This is a genomic window from Natrialba taiwanensis DSM 12281 (genome assembly GCF_000337595.1).
GTDB classification, from domain to species: domain Archaea; phylum Halobacteriota; class Halobacteria; order Halobacteriales; family Natrialbaceae; genus Natrialba; species Natrialba taiwanensis.
This window is the reverse complement of the sequence record NZ_AOIL01000042.1, coordinates 126,421-145,558: the sequence shown is the minus strand read 5'-3', so window position 1 is coordinate 145,558 and position 19,138 is coordinate 126,421. Positions and strand designations below refer to the sequence as shown.

Sequence of the window (19,138 nt, the reverse complement as noted above, 5' to 3'; positions counted from 1 at the left end):
TGCTATTCGTTCCCGACACCAAGCGGAGAAATAAATAAAGACGCGCGACGAGCGCGACGCGTGAACAATCGGAGTATCGATAGGTGAGAAATGAACCGATCGAAACGCGCGAACCACTTCGGCACAGCGTGTGAGAAACGGATGGCGAAAAAGCGGCGCTTCTCTCTCGAGCGGGCCAGCTGGCACGACGCGCGGTTTCAGAACGGAACGCCGGTCGAAATCAAATCGACCATGCTCGAACACTCAGACGGCCAGCCGGGGAATTTCAAGGTCTACAAAGCCTATCACGACACGTTGCGTCGACACAACGGCTGGTATTGTTTCGTCGTCTACCGGCCGCATGGACGGTCCGGCTGCACGATCGTCAAGGACAAGATGTGCAAAGCGTCGAATCTCCCGCTGCTCACGTGGCACGGCGGTGGTGATCACCGGGACACGAAACAGGCGAAAATCTCGATCGACTCTATTTTTTAATCGGTGTCGACGACGATCTCGGTGTCGACCTCGAAACTCACTGCTCTCGTCGATAGCGTCTCGGCGATCTCCCGGCGCTGCTCGAGGGTAAGATCATCACGGGTGAGTACCTGGCGAGCCGCCTGGACGAAATGGGGAACGTCGTCGCAGGCACTCACGACCGCTTTCGTCTTGTTACAGTCGTAGAAGTCTGCTGCGCGTTCGATAGCGTCTCGTCGATACGCATAATCGCCATCGGTTCGGATTCGCATACTCGTACACACGACCCCCGAAATCCTAGTTTTTTCGACTCACTGAACGGCCCATATCGGCCCAAAACCGGGCGAACCTATCGGCCCACCAGAGAAGAATCCGGTTTCGCGAGGTCGATCGACACGAGATATGCACACGGCCTGCTGGAACTCGTGTGCATATTCGGGAAACCGATTTTGTCGACGTGCAACCCCTGAGAGTAGAGCAAAAGAACAAGATCGAACTGTATGGGGTCACCCTCTGGGTGCCAACATTCTTGACTTTATCATGTCTTGTCTCTACCATATGGCACAGCTCCGTGAATTCGTTTACATCGACAATGATAGCTTGAATAGTAACCTTTCATCCTTAGGAAAAGGAATTCCGTCAGAGATCACCCATGCTACTGAAGACCAGACCGAAAAGAGCGGTGGGGCTGGTGCACGAGTGGCAGGAATTGGTGGCGAAGGAAACTACGCAAATTTAGACCGTGAACAAGTTGAGACAACGCTTGATATCACAGCACCATATAGGTTCCAAGAGTTTCTCGACGAATTAGATAGCAGAGGGGTTGAAATGAAAGAGAATCCGGACCCACGTGGTCTCTCTCGTGGTGAGATCGTGAGAATAGAGGGAAATGTCTACCCGATGTCTCTTTTGAAATTTGAAATGGCTATCGGTGCTTTTTCTGAATTTACTGGAGATGATATCCAAGAAGCATTTCATGCTATTGATCAACCAACTCCCTTTACTAAAGACGAAGAAAGGCAAATGGAAGCGGTAGGAACACTCATGGAGAGTTTCACAGGAGATATGTATCCACTACGTATTGAATCAGGAGGTTCAAAATATTGTACAGAACTGAAAAGGGATTTCATGCGACAGCCTGTTTTTGATGCATTCGTAGAAAATGAGAAATTCACTCTAGTAGGTAGAGTGAAAAAATATGTGAAGGGAAACGAGACATGGAATCCATTCCTTGCTCTAAATATAATTGATAAATACGTCTCTGAGGAGGAGTCTGTAGAAGAATTCCAAGATGACTTTAAGGAATCTGGCGAAGAGTTGAATATTTCAATCAAAGATGAGGATTTTGAGGTTCAAGGCCACACAGCAGTCATTGAACCAATCGCGGTGTATTGGTAAAAATCGAAATTCCTCACACTGCAAGGAGTATTTGCCTGTTTCGAACGGAATAACGATGGCAGGGCGGTTGATTTGCGATCTTGGTCTTAGCCACAGTGTTCAGGATAGCAGCCTAGTTCGACATCTATCTCATGTATCTTTTTATTACTCTATCGCTATCGAATATTGTGGCTGTCGAATCAACTCTCGTATTCCTGTCAATAATTCTTCTGGTAGTTATCGAACTGAGTAATAAAACTGAAAACATTGATCTGAGAAAGATATCGTCACAAAGCAGCGGACTGCTGTTATTCCTTCCAAATATAGGTAAGTTCTCCATAGTCCACACACTAAATTCATTATTGCTCTTTATGACGTATTATATATCTTTAGTGGAATATCTAAATGAGAATTCCACCTTACTATTCATTCTATCGTTTGCTTTAGCTTGCTTGATGGCTCTACTCCCATTATTGGAGACTGACCAATATCGAAATTGTTTGACGAAAGGGTCTTTTCCAAGATCATTAATAGTCCACTTTTGGTACACTGTTATTTCAACCATTCTACTACCTATTTCAATGCTTTTTGCAGTATCGAAAGGAGACATACCATATATTGATCTGATTTTTGCTGTTATTTTTGCAGTATTGTGGATTGTTGGGTCTGGTCTGTATTTATATATATTCAAGATAGAACTTACATATAGACAAATATAATACATTCCAATGAACCCCCGTGTGTCCGCGAGTATTGGAGTTTGAAGGGGCAAAGTAACCCCTGTTTCATGTGCTTCAACTGGAGTTCAGCGTGCGGAGCTGGGGGCGGGGCAGTGTAATTTTTTAGCTCTGTCCCCTTGGGGACACCCGTCAAGGGGCGTTTCGCGCGCAGCGCGAAACCGACCCGCATGCGGTGCGGCGCGATCGGGCTGCCGGCCCCGGCCTCGAGCCGAGGACTACAACCAGAACTGGACAGTCACCGATAGAATACAAACTGAGTTGCTGAAAAGAAGTGTCGAGAGAGTGTTGCCACTCACGAGGGCTGCGCTACCAGTCGGCGATCGAACCCACGCGGTGGCTGTCTTTCCTGCCGCCAGGCGTCCGCCAGACCATCGACACCTTACTGAACGGCACTACGTCGTTCCCTGAGTGCCGCCAAGCGTCTATCGCTTCCTGGGCGACCTGACGGGCGTTCTCGAAGCTATCGCCTTTCAGCAGCGACAGAACCGAATCGATACGGAGCTTCTTCGGATTCCCCGTCTCGTCATATTCTATCTCGGCGCCGTTCTCGGCGAGCCACTGCTGGAACGGCGAGGACTCGGCGACGTGATCGGCCAGGCCCATCACGTGCTGAATCCGATCGGCGAAGCTCTCGATCGCGTACTCGGCTGACTCGACGAGCGCGCGTAACTCCTCGCGATGCTTCCGCACCCGGAACGATACGTCGCCCTGGTCGAGTTCGAAGATCTCGCCGAGGTCCTGAATCGCACGGTAGATCGTGGCGGGGTGCTTGCCGAGTTGTTCGGCGAGTTCGTCGACGGTCGACCCGCCGTCGGTGGCGACCTCTTCGGTCACCTCCCGCGGCGTATCGCCCATGTCCCGCAGCGTCGTCATGAGTAGGTGATCGGTCTTCGCCTCGAGCCGCGGCGTCGGATCGTCGTAGAGTTCAACTGGCTCGTCGCGCGCGACCGCGTCGAAGTGATCGTCGGCGATGTAAACGCCGTTGCCGTCCGGCCCGAGCGGGATGTCTTCCCAGTGTAGCGCGTTCAGTAGCGTCTCCTCGATCTGCTCGGTGACTTCGTGCCGATCGGCCCATGCCCATGCCTCGCCGCCGTTCATCTTCTTGTTCACCAGGACCTCCACCTTCGGATGGTACGACGGGTGGTCTTTCGAGACCGCGTCCGGATCGGCCAGCTGGTAGATCTCGAACTTGCGGCCGTAGGTGTGGCTCGGGAAGAGTTCTTTCGCCGAGGCCGGGTTCAGTATCAGCCGGTTCTGGTGGTTGATCACTTCCTCGTTGTCGATGTGCAGCTCGGCTTTGACTCCCTCCAGGTCCGAAAGGTGCAGCGCGATTTTCTGCAGAACACCGGCCGAAGACAGTTTCTCGGCCCATTCGCGACGGATACGTACGTATCGCTCGTACGCCCACATCCGGCTGGCTTCGTGGGGATCCGTTCGGAAATACTTCGAGTGAATCCGCTCGTTCGCCTCGGCGAAGATCGCCGCGAAGAACTCCGGTAGCAATTCGAGCCCACGCCCGGGTTCGATGTTGCTCGTGTGGAACTCGACGTCGACGCCGTCGACCTCGCCGACCTGATTTTCCCAGGGAAGATTCACCGGGTCGCCGGTTTCCCAGTGGCGCATATTCGGGAACCGGGGCGAGATATTGAACGTCGCCTTGCTCTCGCCACGTCCACGACCGATGATGTCCCACTCGTAGAGGCGTTCAGCGTTGATCCCGTCAGAGAGTCGCGGCGCGAATCCCGACTTGCTGTACTTCACTACGAGATGCCAGGGCTCGCCGTCGATCTCGGTATCCAGTTCGAGGTAGCCCTCGAACGGAGCACCGAGCATCACCGACGACAGCGCGTCGTAAGGGCCGCGGCCCCAGTCGGGCCACTTCCACCGGCCTTCGCACTCGTGCGGCGTCGTCTCGACTTGTGACACCGCTATTCACCTCCCTCGTGTTCGAGCAGTCCCGAGAGGACTGCCACAGGATTCCACCACGTCGCGGTCTGACAGCGGTGACAGACGTGCTTGAACGACGTGAGGTCCCGTACCTCGAGTTCAGTCGGTTCGGTATCGGTGGAAGCCTCGCGAACGGCTTCGAGGGGCGACCGCTTGACATGAATCCGGCCGCAGCCGGTGCAGATCGCGTCGACGGGAATCCCGACCTGGCCGGTCGCTGGACTCTCGAGTTCAGCGGCGAGGTCACGATCTCCGCGCTCGAGGCCGGAACTCATCGTCGATCACCGACCGTCGTCGACGGATCGACACCCGCGGGATCGATGACGTGCGACCAGGCGAGTTTCGCGACCTCTTGTTCGGAACGCGACCCGCCGACCTCGTACCACCGCCCGGCCAGGAGTTCGTCGACGATCGTCGCCGGCACGATCGCGCGGGCAACCTGGGGTAATCCTGGCCGCGGAATGTAGACAACGAGCAGGTACATCCCGGCGGCTTCGAGCAGTTGCTCGTGGGCGGTTCGCTTGACATAGAACCGCCCGCGCGTCGATCGGTCGCCGTTACTCGTCTCGATTTGGCAGCCTTTAATCTCGATCGGCGTTCCACGCTCAACGACGACGATACCGTAGAACGGTAGCGACTGGTCCGGCTCGAGGAGCGTCGTCGTTCTGGCGTCGTGCCAGGTGGCCGTCCGATCGCCGACGAACTCCAGGGCGTCGATCGACTGAATCAGCGCCGCCTCAAGCGCATCACCGCTGGCCTTCGAACTCTCCAGCGCCGACGCTCGCGAACTCATAGTGGTCCCTCCCGCGCGTCGCGTACGGCGCGCGTACAGTCCGTACAGAGTCGGCGAAGTCCGGTGATCCGATCACCGCACCGTTCGCACTCGGCTGATTCGACGAGACGGCTCACAGCGCATCCCCTCCGTTCGGGCAGGCATCCAGGAGAGTTTGCTGAGTGAACTCGCGATCCGTCGACGGCTCGAAATTCAGTATCAGCCGTTCATCAGCCGTTTTCCCGTTTCCTGCAGCCGAGTGGGTTACTGTGCGCTCAACGATGTGCCACTCGTCACTGTCGTAGAGTCCTGGCGGGAGATCGGTGTAAGAGACAATCGCGTAGCCGTCGATCTCACAAAGCGTCTGTTCAAGGGTTGCATGATCGGCAGATTTGCGATAGAGGTCTTCTTTCTCGTAATACGGCGGATCAAGATAGAAGACCGTCTCGGGTGAATCGTAGCGCTCGACGACAGCCTGGTAATCCTCGTGAACGACCGAGACACCGCGGAAGCGCTCGGCAACTTGCTCAATTCGCTCTGGTGCGTTTACCCAGTTTCTTGCATTCCGACTCCCTTTTTCGTCGCGCGGACTCTCCCGCTTGAATCCACTTTTCCGAGAGACTTTCCCTGCATACTGGCTGTACCGGAGGAAGAACCATTTTCCGGCGTGTTCGACACTATCAGCCGGTCGTTCACCGGCGAAAAACTCGTCAGCCCATTCGTCGTGGAGCTGTTCGGAAAACGGCGTGTACCGACACCATTCAGCAAGTTCAGCAGGTTTCTCCCGAGCGACACGGAAGAACGTCACCACATCGCTATCTTTGTCGTTGAAGATTTCGACAGTGCTCCGTGGCTTGTTCAGCAATACTGAAGCCGAACCGCCAAACGGCTCGACGTAAGCTGTGTGTGGTGGCAGGTGATCGATTACCCAGTGAGCGAGACGCGTCTTCCCGCCAATATACGGGAATGCGCTCTTCACGCCGACTCACCTCGGCTTTCGATAGCCCGACGAACCTCCGCGTCGGTCGCTTGGTGGGCTGGGTGGGCTATGGGCGTCTGACTCTCGATGTCGTACAGCCGACTCGCAGGAACGAACGCCGGCTTACGCATCAACCTCACCTCCGTGGCGGCCGGGCGAGGTTTCCGGATCGGGAATCGGAACGTCGACGCCGGCTGCAGACCCGCGGGTCAGTCGCGCGTAGGAATCACAGTCACCACAGCGATGGGCGCGGTCCTGGTCGTCACCGAAGACGCGTCGGAACCGATCGGTGACGTGAGCACCGCAGTGTTCGCACGTCGAGTGGTCGACGGCTGGCCACGGGGCGATCGTCACGCAGACCACCCCCTGAGATAATGTCTACTATGTAGAAATATACCGAAACCGAGAATTGGATTTTCGGGCGTTTCAACCCCCTGAACCGCTAGGAGTTGAACACTTAGATAATTTCGAGTGGGACCGCCGAGNATACCGAAACCGAGAATTGGATTTTCGGGCGTTTCAACCCCCTGAACCGCTAGGAGTTGAACACTTAGATAATTTCGAGTGGGACCGCCGAGAATTGAACTCGGGTCCTACGGACCCCATCCGCAGAGGATACCACTACCCCACGGTCCCACACGTGGTAGGACGAGTGTCTGCCGTTTAAGAGTGTCGTTTTAACCCGATGCCACAACTCGCCACTGCACACCGAGTGGAAAGAAGACGCCGTGAAACCAGGACGGACAGTACATCACAGCCGGCGATCGAGGCTGTCGATCGAAGAGCGACTGCCAGTTACGACGATGTCCGCGCGACTACCGGGCCGTAACTCCATCAATCAGACGAGTACTCGTTCTAGATCGACGACAACGCCCGATGTAGCCTCGGGATCGCCAACGAGTTCACCGAGACAGACGGCGGCACCGTTCGGCGTGTAGCAGGCAACGAGCGGTCGATCGGTCGACAGATCGTCGGGAGAAACGTTGCTATCGAGGACGCCTGGCGCGTAGACCGGTGCACCGTTTGCGACCTCGCGTGCGGCGCTGTCTGCGATAGTGAGTCGAGGAATCCCCTCGAGAATTCGCTCTGCAGGGTCGACGACGGCCCGAAGCGGTTCGGGGTCGGCGTCCTCGATCCAGAACGCGAGCGCGTCGAGGAACTCGGTGGCCGTGTACAAGTCCGTGTCGTCGAACGGCGTCGTCGCAGTGCGACGCAGATGGCCCATGTGCCCGCCGGTGCCAAGCGCGAGTCCGAGGTCGTGACAGAGTTTGCGGACGTATGTTCCACTTTCACAGCGAATCCGCAGGAGAAGTTGGCGACCGTCTCGTTCGAGCACATCGAGATCGTAAATCTCGCGAACGCGAAGCCGGCGCGAGACGGCGCTCTTCCGGGGTGGCTTCTGGTAAATCGGCCCTTCGAACTCGGCGAGAATCGATTTCGCGTCAGTCGGTATCGTCCCGTGGCACTCGAGGACGGCGACGTATTCTTTCTCGCCCTCGAGAAAGACCTGCGCGAGGCGGGTCGCCTCCCCCAGCATCGTCGGGAGACAGCCCGTCACCTTGGGATCGAGCGTGCCGGCGTGAGCAGCCTGGTCGATAGTTTCGCCGGTATCGCGTTCGGCAAGCGTCTCGGCGACAGCGTCGCGCAACCAGCCGCTGACCTGATGCGAGGACGGTCCCGGCGGCTTATCGAGATTGACGACACCGAAGGTGAGCAGTTCGGCCGGCGAGCGATCAGCAGGTGGACCGCGAAGGCGTCGTGTCATCCCTAGAACCCGTCGTCGAGATCGATTTGTGCCTGTCCCTCGTCAGCCGCTGCATCGTACTCCTCGACGGCAGTTACGAGCATATCGAGCACGGAATCCGGGTCCCAACGCGCCGTATTGACCGAGAGGTCGTAGATCGTCAAGTCACGGATATCGATGCCGTAATACTCCTCGTATCGTTGTGCTTCGCTTGCCTCACGCGCCTGGGTCTCCTCCGTCGCCCGCTCGGGCGCTTTTTCCTCGCGCTCTGCAATCCGCTGTCCTCGAACGCGCGGGGGCGCATCGAGCCAGAACCGAAAGTCCGCCTGTTCGGCCGCAAGCCACCCCGCAAGCCGAGATTCGAGCACGAGATCGTCCTCATCCACCGCGATCTCCCGAAGTCGCCGGTCGAGATCGCGATCGATCTGGTCGTTCTCCTCGGCGAGTTTGTTGAACTCGAGAGGAGTATACCCGCGTTCGTCCGCGAGCTGGCGAAAGATGTCGCCACCGCTGACGTGTTCCAGATCGAACGCATCGGCGAGTAACGCTGCAGTTGTGCTCTTTCCGCTTCCTGGCGGACCAGAGACGGTGAGTAACATATCCGATCTGCGGTGTGGTCGGTAAAATGGGTTTTGAATCGTGAGAACGATGGCGACAGTCGGTGAGTGGTCAGACCGTTCAGGTGCCCGATGGCGTCATATCGATGTTCAGCGACTTGCGAAGAAGTTGCTGGAAGCCGACCGAGCACAGGAAGTACCAGACGATCCAGGCCTGCATCGGACCGGCGATAGACTCGGTCCACTGGACTTCCCCGGCGATCGGCATGACGACGGTCGCCTCGGTTCCGGTCAGTCCGACGCCGTTGATCTTCCAGTGCATCCAGAGGAACAGCGGAATGGTCAACAGCATAATCCAGACCATCGGCCGGATCTGCTCTTTGAACATGCCCATGTTCTCCGCCATCGCTTCCATCTGCTCCTCGCGAACGTCTTCGAGTTCATCTTCGAGCCGTTCGATTTCGGCCTCGCTTGCGCCGCGTTCTTCGGCTTCTTCCTTGCGTTCGCGAACGTCTTGCTGTTTGTCCTGCATCGCCTGCATTCGCTCTTGGTACTTGCTCATGATCTCGGGGTTCATGAGGTTCGCTTGCAATAGCGTCGAGTACAGGCCGGTTATCAGGGCAATAGAGAGGATAACGGCGTAGAACGGTAACGCGGCATCGAGTGGGCCGAGCGCATTGTTGAGTGTACTGCCGACGATCTGTTTGATCGGGTCGAGCCAGTAGCCAAACATCAAAAGCAGCGAGGCGGCTCCGGCTATTTTGTCCCATTGAGACCACTTGGATGCCTCGGCATCGATATCGACATCGGTACTGACTCCGCTACTGGAACCATCACCGTCGAGTGCCTCATCGTAGGCATCCCGATCGGCGATCTCGAAGCCGTCGTCGCCATCGACCAGTATCCCTTTCTCGATCAGTCGTCCCCACTGTCCGCTCGTCAGCTCGTCGCTAACATCGCCCCACTGGACCTCGCCGCCGTTTTCATCGGCTTCCTCGCGGATAGACTCGAGTGCCTCATTCATCGAGGAATCCTCGTGGACGAGGGAATTGATCTTCTCGACTGTCCGTGTCATCTGGGTATACTAGGGCTAGGGCAGGTTCGGTATACAAGTGTTTATCTTCGGAAGCCAGCTACTCGTGCCGGTAGAAATCAACAGGAGATGTCTCTGTCCCGATATCCTTCTACTGAACTCTTATTATAATGCCATAGATAGAGGATATAAACGGAATTGAAGTATTTGATCGGTCGATTATATTATACTCGCGTTCACGAGTTGCGTCTCTATGAGGGTTCGACGAAGGGAGCGGTCGGTGGGGGGATCAAGCCGGGCACAATCGTCCGTGCTTGGAATCGTCCTCCTGATCGGGATGGTGGCAGCCGGTAGTATCGGCGTCTTGCTTGTCGCCGGCGAGGGAATCGGGCAGACGGAACAACAGTCCGAACAGGAACGAGTCGAGCAGGCGTTCGTCGAGTTGAGCCAACAGATTTCGACGGCGACGACGAACAACGACGTTACCCACGGCTCCAATCTGGAAGCCGGTGAACACGGTGCCATCGCCCACCACGACTCCGCAACGTACGAAATCTGGGCGGAAAACAATAGCGGGACGACCACCCCGATCGCGAACGGAACGATCGGAACCATCGAATACGACGCCGATGACGGAACGCGACTCGCCTACGAGGGCGGTGCTGTATTCCGTGAAACCGGCACGCAAACACGGGTACTGTCGACTCCGCCGATCAATTACGACCATCGGACGAATACGCTCTCGTTTCCGGTCGTCGAACTAACCGAGAACAAGACGATCGACTCGGGCGATATCGCGATTGAACAGGCCAGTGCGTACGCTAATTCGATGAACTACATCAAGGATGACCACGTATTCATCGAAATCGAGAGCGAATACTGTCTGGGATGGGAACAGCACTTTACGAGCGAAGCAGGCGATACGTCGCTACAACAGGGCTGTTATGACGCTGCAAACGACGATGGAACGCTGAAGGTTCGGCTCGGCTACGAAGACATCGATAACGCGTTCTCTAAAGGCGTCGCTCTCGGCGACGAATCCAACTACGACGCCCACCAATCCGGCGGCGAATTCGATGATATCGGGAGCGAGCAGTTCAAACCGTTAGATGGTGTCATCTCCGAGATGAAAGCCGATTTCAGAGAGAACGAATCACACATTGACACCGGCGACTGGTCCGAAATCACCGCTGGAACGTATTTCGCTGCGGAAGGATCGTTAGATGCTGCCGACGAACTCACCTTCTCGCTCGAAGAAGGGAATGCGGTACTCGTAGTCGACGATGATATCTCCGGCTACGATATTACAGTCGACGCGTGTGGTCCCGATGGATCGAACCAGGCAAAGATCTACGCGACCGGCGATATAGATGTCGGCAACAACGAGTTCACCCAGACGTGTGGCGATGACGAATCGAATCTCCAACTCTACGGCACCTCGGAGATGGGCGTCGATTTCGGTAACGGCTACGTCGAAGGATTGTTATACGCCGCCAGCGACAAAACGCCCGGTGAGGACGGGTTCGATGGCTGGCAAGTGAACTCGAATAACGACAAGGAGTACCAGATCCACCTGCAGGGGAGTCCGGAGTTCGACGGTTCGATTATCGCACACTCTATTTCCGAGCGAAGCAACTTCGATGACGTCAACGAACAGCCGATGAATAGTTCTGAAATCGAGGTGATCCCGCCCGGATACGAACCGGCACCACAGCTCACCTACCTCAATATCGCCGAGTACGAAATCGACGTCGAAAACAACTGACGACGTTAGGCTGCGTCCGAAATCGTCTCCTTGACGGACTCCCAAACTGCAGCCGGTGCCTGATTCCCGTCGATCCGCTCGAGCGTTCCCTTCTCATCGTAGTACTCGACGACCGGTTCCGTATTCTCTTCGTACACCCGGAGTCGCTCGCGAACGGTCTCTTCCGTGTCGTCCTCGCGCTGCTCGAGTCGAGCTTCGACTTTCGGGTCCTCCGGCGGATTGTACTCGACGTGGTAGATATCGCCCGTTTCCGGGTCCAGACGGCGACCGGTGAGCCGGTGTACGAGTTCTTCCTTGTCGACATCGAGATAGAGAACGACATCGAGATCGGTCATGTCCTCGAGCTCTTCGGCCTGGTCCAGATTGCGCGGGTAGCCGTCGAGAACGAAGCCGTCCGCCTGTGAGAGCGCCTCATCGACGATCGCGTTGACGACTTTGTCGGGAACGAGTTCACCCTGATCCATGTACTCGCCAGGGGTGTCGTACTCGGTGTCCATATCGGAGAGATCCATCCCCTTGTTGGCCCGAAGTGCATCGCCGGTGGTGACGTGATCGACATCGAACTCGTCGACGATATTCGCACTTTGTGTCCCTTTGCCCGCCCCGGGTGCCCCGAGAATCAAGATTCGTGGCTGTACCATATCCAACCGTTCAGCGCCGGCGCATAAAGGCTTAAAGAAACGGGCACATCTATCCCGGTATGACCCGGTTCGATGCGACCACACCGAAAGCGCGCCAAGAGCTCTACGGCGATGCGATTACGGCACACCGAACTCGCGGCAGCGGGTTCGTGACGTTCGAAGTCGATCCAGACGGACTCGAGTCGGCGTCCGACGCCGGATCTGAGTTTCACTCCGACCGTGACACCGAATCAGAGAGCGATCCTGACGCATCCCCGACCCACGACCTCGATCCTGCTCTTGACATCCCGTGGCTCCAGTTCAGTGACGGCACGATCAACATCGACTGCACCGACGACGAACTCGACCGGCTCAAGGGACTCCTCGACGAATTTCCCGTATTCAAGATCGACGATCTCACGCGATCCGAAGACGCGGCTGGCATCAACGTCCGGGTGAGCGCGAAGGCGGACCCAAACCGGATCGCGCAGTTTATCGATGCCGTCTTTCAGACCGTGTATCACCTTCCGTCGGACGGCCGCGTCTGGGTGGTCGATCTCTAGCGACGACTATCTCTAATAGCGACCACTCGAGAGCGATTGCAGTCCCACTCGCACTAGTCACTCCTCTCACACCAACCGCGCGCGAGCACGAATCGCCGCCACAGCAGCGCAAACTCGTCGGCTCGCTGTCTCTACCGCGTCCGCCATACCGAACCTGTTCGCATCATGCACCTGCGTACGCGTGAGCGTTCGTCTTTGCAACTGAACTCGCGGCGAATTAGCGACAGAAAGAAAAGGACTGACTCCAACAAGAGTCCCGAGGACCATGTCAGCGGGCTCGCTGGATCTGTCACGGGCGGCCGGATCGACTTCGGCCATCGGCGGACACAGAGAGCCTGTTTACGACGGGAAAGAGCGCACCCCGGCCCGTTTCCAAATAGATAAGTGGTCCCGGAAACCACGGTCCGACATATAGACGGCTTCAACAGAGGTGAATACGATCTTCAACGCATACACGACCCCGATGCAGGCGCAGACCCGAGTCGATATCTTCGATGAGATCTTCCTCGTGTTCCTCGGTCTCGGGACACTCGTCGGTGTCGTCGTTATCTCCTACACCTTGTACAACGCGTACAAGTATCGTGATGACGGCGAGACGAAAACCGATGAGGATCTGCCAACGCTTGGGGAACTCCCGACAGGCGGACAGGGCGGCAAGAAGTTATTCCTCTCGTTCGGACTGAGCGCGATCATCGTCATTTCGCTGGTCGTCTGGTCGTACGGCATGCTACTTGTCGTCGAAGACGGCCCGGACACCCCCGACGAGGACGCGCTCGAGATCGATGTCGAAGGATACGCGTTCGGTTGGGACTTTAACTACGAGAACGGTATCGAGACTGACGGTTATACTGAAGGACTCGTCATCCCTGCCGATACGCCCATATGGATAGAGACAACATCACAGGACGTCTGGCATACGTTCGGCATCTCAGACTTACGCGTCAAAGCCGACGCGATTCCCGGCGAAACCGACGAAACCTGGTTTGAGGCGGACAAAGGCGGGAACTACACGGTCGAGTGCTTCGAACTGTGTGGCTTCGGTCACTCCGGGATGAACTCCGACGTTACCGTGCTCTCGGAAGACGAGTTCGAACAGTGGGTCGACGAGCAGCTCACGATGACGATCACGGTCGAGGACGAAAACGAAGAGCGCGTGACCGACGGTTACGAACTCGAACTCGTCCACGAGGAGAACGACCAGTACGAGCAGGATCTGACCTACACGTACTCGGCCGATGAGTTCGAGAACGGATCGATCACCATCGACGAGATCGAACAGGGCGGCCAGTACAACCTGACGATCACGCCGACTGACGATCAGTACGAACCGATCGAAGAGAGCGTCGATTTCACCGGACCAGTCGACGAGACCTATACGTTCGAAACAGCGAGTTCCGGTGAGGAGGGTGAAGAGAGTAATGACGACGGAACAAACGACGCTGATGGCGGGAACGGTGGCGAAGACGATTCCGGAAACGAAACCGACCAACAGCAAGACGACACGGGGGGTGACGGCGAATGAGTGATCTACCGCCGATGACGTCCGTCAAGCGCTGGCTCGTCACGACGAACCACAAGGACGTTGGGATTCTGTACATCACGACAGCGCTGTTTTTCCTCCTGCTGGGCGGCGCGATGGCGCTGCTGTTCCGCGTGCAGCTCTGGGAACCGGGTGGACTCGGCATTCTCGAACCAGTCCAGTTCAACCAGGCAGTCTCGACGCACGGACTGTTGATGGTTTTCTGGTTCCTCTCACCGATCGCATCCGGGTTCGCGAACTATCTGGTGCCGCTCCAGATCGGTGCGAAGGATCTCGCGTTCCCGCGACTGAACGCCCTGAGTTACTGGTTTTACCTATTCTCGGGGATTCTGTTCGTCCTCTCGTTCTTCCAGGGGCAGACGTACGCCGGCGGGTGGACGTTGTACGCGCCACTGAACGTGCCGATGTACACGCCTGCAATGGATGCGACGGCAGGCAATAACGCAGCGATACTCGCACTGACGTTGTTCGTCATGTCGATCACGATCGGGTCGGTGAACTTCCTGACGACGATTCACCGCTCTCGTGCGGAAGGACTCGGCCTCTGGAACATGCCGATGTTCACCTGGTCGTGGCTCCTGACGGCCTGGATGATGCTGTTTGCCTTCGCGGCGTTGCTCGCAGCACTGTTGTTGCTCTCGATCGACCGGTTGTTCCTGACTGAGTACTTCATGACGGATCAGGGGTCGAGCCTCTTGTGGGCGCACCTGTTCTGGTTCTTCGGCCATCCAGAGGTGTATATCGTCTTCTTCCCGGCGTTAGGGATCATGTTCGAGACGTTCCAGACCTTTACTGGACGGCGCCTCGTCGGCCGCAAATGGGTCATCATCGCGATGGTTCTCGTGGCGGTCCAGTCGTTCCTCGTCTGGATGCACCACATGTTCCTGACGACGATCAACCTGGAGATCAAGACGCTGTACATGGCCACGACGATCGGGATTTCGCTCCCGTTCGACTTGATGGTCTTCTCGTTGATCTACACGATGGTCAAGGGACGGGTTCGGTTCACGACGCCGTTCCTCTTTAGCCTCGGCGCGCTCGTGTTGTTCATCCTCGGTGGCATTACGGGGGTCTTCCTTGGTGCCGTCGTGCTCGACTACGAGTTCCGTGGCACCTACTGGGTCGTCGCTCACTTCCACTACGTGATGGTCTCCGGAGTGACGGCGCTGGTCGCCGGCCTCTACTACTGGTGGCCGAAGATAACTGGAAAGATGTACTCGGAGGCGCTCGGAAAGTTAAACTTCGCAGTCTACTTCATCGGGTTCAACATGCTGTACTTCCCGATGTTCCTCGCCTGGGAAACGCCACGGCGCGTCTTCCACTACGGCGAGAGCGCCCAGATCTACCACCAGATCGCAACTGTCGGGGCGTTCGTCCTCGGGCTCTCGTTCCTGATTATGTTCTTCACGTTCGCGAAGAGTTGGATCTCCGGGCCCAAGGCTCCCGACAATCCGTGGGAGTACTCCCGGACGGCCGAGTGGGCAATCCCCTCGCCGCCACCGCTCGAGAACTGGGACGGACGGCCGAGTTACGCCAGCGGTCGACTCGAGTTCGTCGACGACTCGCCGGCTGCAACCGACGGCGGTGTTGCACACGGACAGGGCAACACGGCTGAAGCGAGTGTCGAACACGAAGCCGAACACGCAGACCACGCCAGTATCTGGCCGTTCGGAATCGGCGTCGGAACGTTCGTGTTTTTCCTCGGACTGTCCGGGCTGACGCCGTTCGTCGCCAACTTCGCCGAGGGGACGGCCGAACCGCCGGAAGGACTGGTCGGCTTCGAGACCCAGCCGGATATCATGTATCCAGTGCTGATCGCGCTCGGGATGGCGATTATGGGGATCACGCTGTTCCAGTTCGGTCGCGAGAAGTTCGATGCACCCGTGATGAACATCGCCGAGCGCTGGCCGTTCGGCGGCATCGGAAACACCAAGTTCGGTATCTGGGTGTTCCTTGCGTCGGACGTCATCGTCTTCGGCGCTGCGATCGGCGCGTACATCTTCATGCGCCTCCACATGGGCTGGATGGACTGGGAGTTCGACCCGATCACGATGGCCGGGTTGGTCAACACGTACATCCTGCTCACCTCGAGCTTTACCGTCATCATCGCGCTGGTGATGGCAGAGCGAAAGAACAAGAGCGGGCTCCTCGGTGCGATGAGTGCGACGGTGTTGCTCGCACTGGCGTTCATGGGCGTCAAGGCCTTCGAGTACACCCAGAAGATGGGCGACGGCCACTACTGGTGGTACAGCATCGAGTACTCGATCTACTACGTGACGACCGGCCTCCACGCCTTACACGTGATCCTCGGCGTCCTCGTCGCGCTGTTTATGATCTATCGGATCATCAGCATCGATGCGTACCTTGAGGACCATCGGCCGGTGGAGTTCTTCGGACTCTACTGGCACTTCGTGGACATCGTGTGGGTGCTCCTGTTCCCACTGTTCTACCTGATGTAGACCACTCAAGCGGCCACACCGCTTGATTCCGGTCTGCATGCGATGCGAAACTGCTTCCTTTCTGCCTGTTTTGAGTCGCTGTGGCACCGTCTTCGTTCGACCCGTTGCGTGGCCCAGTCACGAACTCGACGCCTGATTTGGTCCCCCCGAGACGGAACCGATTCGGTGGATAAAACCACGGTAGGAGGAGCGGCAGTACGTATGAGGAAGGTATAAGTATCCGTCACCCACATTCCACACTAATGGCCAACCTTCGAACGTACACCCTGATCTACATCCTCCTGGTGGCACTGGCGACGGGGAAGTTCGTCTTCTTCGAGTTCAACTTCGCGTACGCAACGGCCATCGGCGGGACAATCGTCTTGGCAGTCACAAAGATCCTGCTGATCGCCGGCTACTATCAGCACCTGATCGAAGAGCCACGAGCGATCAGTTACATGATGGCAACGGCCGTATTCATGGTGTTCCTGCTCGTCATCGCCGCTGGATACTCGATCCAGTGAGCCAACGGTTGCGGGCGAGCCGACCCGCATCTAATTGTTGAACTTTATACGCATCTAGCCAGTAGCATCTGACATGGATTGCTGGCCATGGACAGACACTGAAACGACACAGGCCAGTAACGCGATTGCGGCCCTTCTCGTTATCGGATTCGTCTGTCTCGCTGTGTTCAGTCTTGGGCTGACATATATGTACGGTTCAACGCCGCAGGACTCGCTGCTCTCCGAGAACGGTCCACAGCTACCGGACGATATACCAACCTACGACACGCCTGCCGAGGCCGGCGCTAGACACGGCTCGGCGGATGACATCTATCTCACAGCCGACGGTGGAGCCATCCTCGTCTACGAGGATTCACTCAACGACACGCAGAGCCCGGTTCGACGGAGCGTTACTGCAGCGACTGCGCTTACTGAACTCACCACTGAACTCGCCGGACAGGACCGCGAAACAGCGGGCACAGAGATACCAGTGACGCCGGCACAGCTCGCTGACGGTGAGCAGGTTCTCGACCAGCCAACCCCTGGATCGACGCTCGATCTCGATGTGTCCGGCGAGTCCAGTCGGGACACAAACGAGTTCGAGGCCGCACTCTCGGCGACAGGGCCGACAGAGCATATGGAAGAGCGCCTTTCGGGATCAACGAACGGTGAGATCCGTCTCACGCCGGATGCGATCACAACGACCGGGACGGCCACGAGCACGTCCTCGACGACAGGGACAGGGACAGGGACACCGCGATATCTGTCAGTTTCTGTCGCCGAGAGCGAGAGTACCGACGGAGAGTACAAGATGCACATCGAGCGCCGTACCCGGGTCAATTCAAGTGCCGTCTCCCGCTGGCAGACACGTGCAAACGCCAGTGATACCCTCGAGACGGAGTTCGGCTCGATTGCGGCTAAGTTCGGCGGCGAGAGCAGCGTCGAACTCGAACAGTACGCACTGGTAGCAGAGGAAACGGCATCGAATACGACGACTGACTCGAATCGGACGGACGATTCGACGGCCGCGCAGTCAGACTACGAACTCGACCTCGAGTTCACAGTGACCTATACGGGACTCAACGAGGGAATCGAACGCGCGCTGTCGACGACACTAACGGGAAGTGACGGGGCCACGACGGAGGGTATACAGCAATCCGCCCCGGAAAACGAGCGTGTCCTTACGACGGCGCTCGCTGAACTCGAGATCGAGACTGCCGAGTTCACCCAGGAAACGACATCGATACAGACGGACCGGGGAATGGAGCAGACGACTCGGACTGACTGGACCGTGGAGCTGGCAAACTACGAGCGGGCACTTCGTGCGATTATCGAACCGGAGCGCCTCGAGAGGGCGTCCTCGAACCCGAACGGAACCGCGAACGCAACCGACACCGAGACGAACCTCCAGGCGAGACTCAATGCGCAGCGGGAGGCGGACCTCCAAACGGTGCTCAAATGGAACGCGGAAGGAGAGACGACACCGAATCAAGCACACGACACGAGCACGCGGGGACAGTCCGATCGGCGCTACAGTGTTACTGCGACTGTAACCGTCGCGACCGAGAACTGGACCGACTACGTTGACGAACGCACTGCACGCGGACTCGATTCACGAGCGGATACCGCCTTTGATCTCGAAATCACAACCGATCGCAGCGCCGTCGATCTCGAAGGAGAGTTCGAACTGCCACGGGAAACCGTTGCTAATCGGACTGCGGACTATCTGGCCAAGTCGGTCCAGTTCGACCCGCTCGGTGGTTCGGACGGGGCTGCATTCGTTTCCGCTCTCGACGAGTGGAATCTCGATCTCACGCGGACAAACGTTGAACTCGACGGGGAGACGATACGCGTTCACGGGGGCGCAACGTTCGAAGATCTCGGTGCACTGCTCGATCAGCTGGTACCGACGACTAAGCAGGACGACGGTGTCGGAAAAACGTACGTCGCTGTCGACGATCTTGGAGATGCAGCCGCGGAGAACGCTGACGCTCTCGATACGGAGGCGCTTGCGGACCTTCCCATCGTCGACGAACAGACGGACGTGTACGAAGTCGGGTCGTGGGATGAGGCGAAAGGAGAGTAAAGCGAAAACAGGTGGTAGAGA

General features: G+C 57.2%; 18 protein-coding genes and 1 tRNA gene. 8 read left to right on the top strand and 11 right to left on the bottom strand.

From position 1 onward, the window contains the following. Nucleotides 1-90 precede the first annotated feature (90 nt). A complete protein-coding gene (locus tag C484_RS11295; protein ID WP_006826070.1) occupies nucleotides 91-474 on the top strand; it encodes a hypothetical protein in 384 nt (127 codons plus the stop codon). Here C484_RS11295 and C484_RS11290 read toward each other — a convergent pair. Next, on the bottom strand, nucleotides 471-725 hold the full coding sequence (locus tag C484_RS11290) for a DUF7692 domain-containing protein (RefSeq protein WP_006826069.1): 255 nt from the start codon (nucleotides 723-725) through the stop codon (nucleotides 471-473). The genes C484_RS11295 and C484_RS11290 overlap by 4 nt on opposite strands. 286 nt (nucleotides 726-1,011) lie before the next feature. On the opposite strand from C484_RS11290, the gene C484_RS11285 reads away from it, so the two are divergent. After that, a complete protein-coding gene (locus C484_RS11285; RefSeq protein WP_049915343.1) occupies nucleotides 1,012-1,851 on the top strand; it encodes a DUF6414 family protein in 840 nt (279 codons plus the stop codon). 1,025 nt (nucleotides 1,852-2,876) lie between these two features. Here C484_RS11285 and C484_RS11280 read toward each other — a convergent pair. The 9 genes from C484_RS11280 to C484_RS11240 all read right to left on the bottom strand — a co-directional run bounded on the left by C484_RS11280 (nucleotide 2,877) and on the right by C484_RS11240 (nucleotide 9,644). Continuing rightward, nucleotides 2,877-4,496 (bottom strand): helix-turn-helix domain-containing protein, encoded by a 1,620-nt coding sequence (locus C484_RS11280; protein WP_049915342.1) that lies wholly within the window; start codon nucleotides 4,494-4,496, stop codon nucleotides 2,877-2,879. 2 nt (nucleotides 4,497-4,498) lie between these two features. Further along, nucleotides 4,499-4,792: a hypothetical protein gene (locus C484_RS11275; protein ID WP_006826066.1), complete on the bottom strand. Its 294-nt coding sequence runs from the start codon at nucleotides 4,790-4,792 to the stop codon at nucleotides 4,499-4,501. Further along, nucleotides 4,789-5,310: a hypothetical protein gene (locus C484_RS11270; RefSeq protein ID WP_006826065.1), complete on the bottom strand. Its 522-nt coding sequence runs from the start codon at nucleotides 5,308-5,310 to the stop codon at nucleotides 4,789-4,791. The genes C484_RS11275 and C484_RS11270 overlap by 4 nt, the downstream gene beginning before the upstream one ends. Before the next feature lie 112 nt (nucleotides 5,311-5,422). After that, entirely contained in the window at nucleotides 5,423-6,268 is an 846-nt protein-coding gene (locus C484_RS11265) for a DNA adenine methylase (RefSeq protein WP_049915339.1), read from the bottom strand. 123 nt (nucleotides 6,269-6,391) lie between these two features. Continuing rightward, on the bottom strand, nucleotides 6,392-6,631 hold the full coding sequence (locus C484_RS11260; protein WP_006826063.1) for a DUF7563 family protein: 240 nt from the start codon (nucleotides 6,629-6,631) through the stop codon (nucleotides 6,392-6,394). Nucleotides 6,632-6,833: 202 nt separating this feature from the next. Beyond that, a tRNA-Pro gene (locus C484_RS11255) sits at nucleotides 6,834-6,904 on the bottom strand. Nucleotides 6,905-7,106: 202 nt separating this feature from the next. Continuing rightward, nucleotides 7,107-8,033, bottom strand: coding sequence for an RNA-guided pseudouridylation complex pseudouridine synthase subunit Cbf5 (locus C484_RS11250; RefSeq protein ID WP_006826062.1), 927 nt, complete (start codon nucleotides 8,031-8,033; stop codon nucleotides 7,107-7,109). Nucleotides 8,034-8,035: 2 nt separating this feature from the next. Beyond that, nucleotides 8,036-8,611: a (d)CMP kinase gene (gene cmk / locus C484_RS11245; RefSeq protein WP_006666630.1), complete on the bottom strand. Its 576-nt coding sequence runs from the start codon at nucleotides 8,609-8,611 to the stop codon at nucleotides 8,036-8,038. Between the two features lie 79 nt (nucleotides 8,612-8,690). After that, nucleotides 8,691-9,644 (bottom strand): DUF106 domain-containing protein, encoded by a 954-nt coding sequence (locus C484_RS11240; protein ID WP_006826061.1) that lies wholly within the window; start codon nucleotides 9,642-9,644, stop codon nucleotides 8,691-8,693. A 211-nt stretch (nucleotides 9,645-9,855) separates the two neighbouring features. Here C484_RS11240 and C484_RS11235 point away from each other — a divergent pair, with 211 nt between their 5' ends. Further along, entirely contained in the window at nucleotides 9,856-11,367 is a 1,512-nt protein-coding gene (locus C484_RS11235; protein WP_449289173.1) for a DUF7289 family protein, read from the top strand. A gap of 5 nt (nucleotides 11,368-11,372) precedes the next feature. Here the strand turns inward: C484_RS11235 and C484_RS11230 are convergent, their stop codons facing one another. Continuing rightward, nucleotides 11,373-12,008 (bottom strand): adenylate kinase, encoded by a 636-nt coding sequence (locus C484_RS11230; RefSeq protein ID WP_006826059.1) that lies wholly within the window; start codon nucleotides 12,006-12,008, stop codon nucleotides 11,373-11,375. Between the two features lie 59 nt (nucleotides 12,009-12,067). Between C484_RS11230 and C484_RS11225 the strand changes: the two genes are divergently transcribed. The 5 genes from C484_RS11225 (at nucleotide 12,068) to C484_RS11205 (ending at nucleotide 19,117) form a co-directional block, all read left to right on the top strand. Further along, nucleotides 12,068-12,550, top strand: a complete 483-nt coding sequence (locus C484_RS11225; RefSeq protein ID WP_006826058.1) for a hypothetical protein — start codon at nucleotides 12,068-12,070, stop codon at nucleotides 12,548-12,550. A 463-nt stretch (nucleotides 12,551-13,013) separates the two neighbouring features. Further along, the gene (gene coxB / locus C484_RS11220; RefSeq protein WP_049915389.1) at nucleotides 13,014-14,072 is read left to right on the top strand and encodes a cytochrome c oxidase subunit II; all 1,059 of its coding nucleotides are present in this window, start codon (nucleotides 13,014-13,016) and stop codon (nucleotides 14,070-14,072) included. After that, nucleotides 14,069-16,549: a cbb3-type cytochrome c oxidase subunit I gene (locus C484_RS11215; RefSeq protein ID WP_006826056.1), complete on the top strand. Its 2,481-nt coding sequence runs from the start codon at nucleotides 14,069-14,071 to the stop codon at nucleotides 16,547-16,549. Before coxB ends, C484_RS11215 begins: the two co-directional genes overlap by 4 nt. Nucleotides 16,550-16,791: 242 nt before the next feature. Beyond that, the gene (locus C484_RS11210) at nucleotides 16,792-17,052 is read left to right on the top strand and encodes a cytochrome C oxidase subunit IV family protein (protein ID WP_006666637.1); all 261 of its coding nucleotides are present in this window, start codon (nucleotides 16,792-16,794) and stop codon (nucleotides 17,050-17,052) included. Nucleotides 17,053-17,125: 73 nt separating this feature from the next. Further along, on the top strand, nucleotides 17,126-19,117 hold the full coding sequence (locus C484_RS11205) for a hypothetical protein (RefSeq protein ID WP_049915337.1): 1,992 nt from the start codon (nucleotides 17,126-17,128) through the stop codon (nucleotides 19,115-19,117). The last annotated feature ends 21 nt before the right edge of the window (nucleotides 19,118-19,138 follow it).

Coding starts and splice junctions, on each gene's coding strand:
- C484_RS11295 (WP_006826070.1), top strand. CDS start 91: ATGAACCGATCGAAACGCGCGAACCACTTCGGCACAGCGTGTGAGAAA.
- C484_RS11290 (WP_006826069.1), bottom strand. CDS start 725: ATGCGAATCCGAACCGATGGCGATTATGCGTATCGACGAGACGCTATC.
- C484_RS11285 (WP_049915343.1), top strand. CDS start 1,012: ATGGCACAGCTCCGTGAATTCGTTTACATCGACAATGATAGCTTGAAT.
- C484_RS11275 (WP_006826066.1), bottom strand. CDS start 4,792: ATGAGTTCCGGCCTCGAGCGCGGAGATCGTGACCTCGCCGCTGAACTC.
- C484_RS11270 (WP_006826065.1), bottom strand. CDS start 5,310: ATGAGTTCGCGAGCGTCGGCGCTGGAGAGTTCGAAGGCCAGCGGTGAT.
- C484_RS11250 (WP_006826062.1), bottom strand. CDS start 8,033: ATGACACGACGCCTTCGCGGTCCACCTGCTGATCGCTCGCCGGCCGAA.
- cmk (WP_006666630.1), bottom strand. CDS start 8,611: ATGTTACTCACCGTCTCTGGTCCGCCAGGAAGCGGAAAGAGCACAACT.
- C484_RS11240 (WP_006826061.1), bottom strand. CDS start 9,644: ATGACACGGACAGTCGAGAAGATCAATTCCCTCGTCCACGAGGATTCC.
- C484_RS11235 (WP_449289173.1), top strand. CDS start 9,856: ATGAGGGTTCGACGAAGGGAGCGGTCGGTGGGGGGATCAAGCCGGGCA.
- C484_RS11230 (WP_006826059.1), bottom strand. CDS start 12,008: ATGGTACAGCCACGAATCTTGATTCTCGGGGCACCCGGGGCGGGCAAA.
- C484_RS11225 (WP_006826058.1), top strand. CDS start 12,068: ATGACCCGGTTCGATGCGACCACACCGAAAGCGCGCCAAGAGCTCTAC.
- coxB (WP_049915389.1), top strand. CDS start 13,014: ATGCAGGCGCAGACCCGAGTCGATATCTTCGATGAGATCTTCCTCGTG.
- C484_RS11215 (WP_006826056.1), top strand. CDS start 14,069: ATGAGTGATCTACCGCCGATGACGTCCGTCAAGCGCTGGCTCGTCACG.
- C484_RS11210 (WP_006666637.1), top strand. CDS start 16,792: ATGGCCAACCTTCGAACGTACACCCTGATCTACATCCTCCTGGTGGCA.
- C484_RS11205 (WP_049915337.1), top strand. CDS start 17,126: ATGGATTGCTGGCCATGGACAGACACTGAAACGACACAGGCCAGTAAC.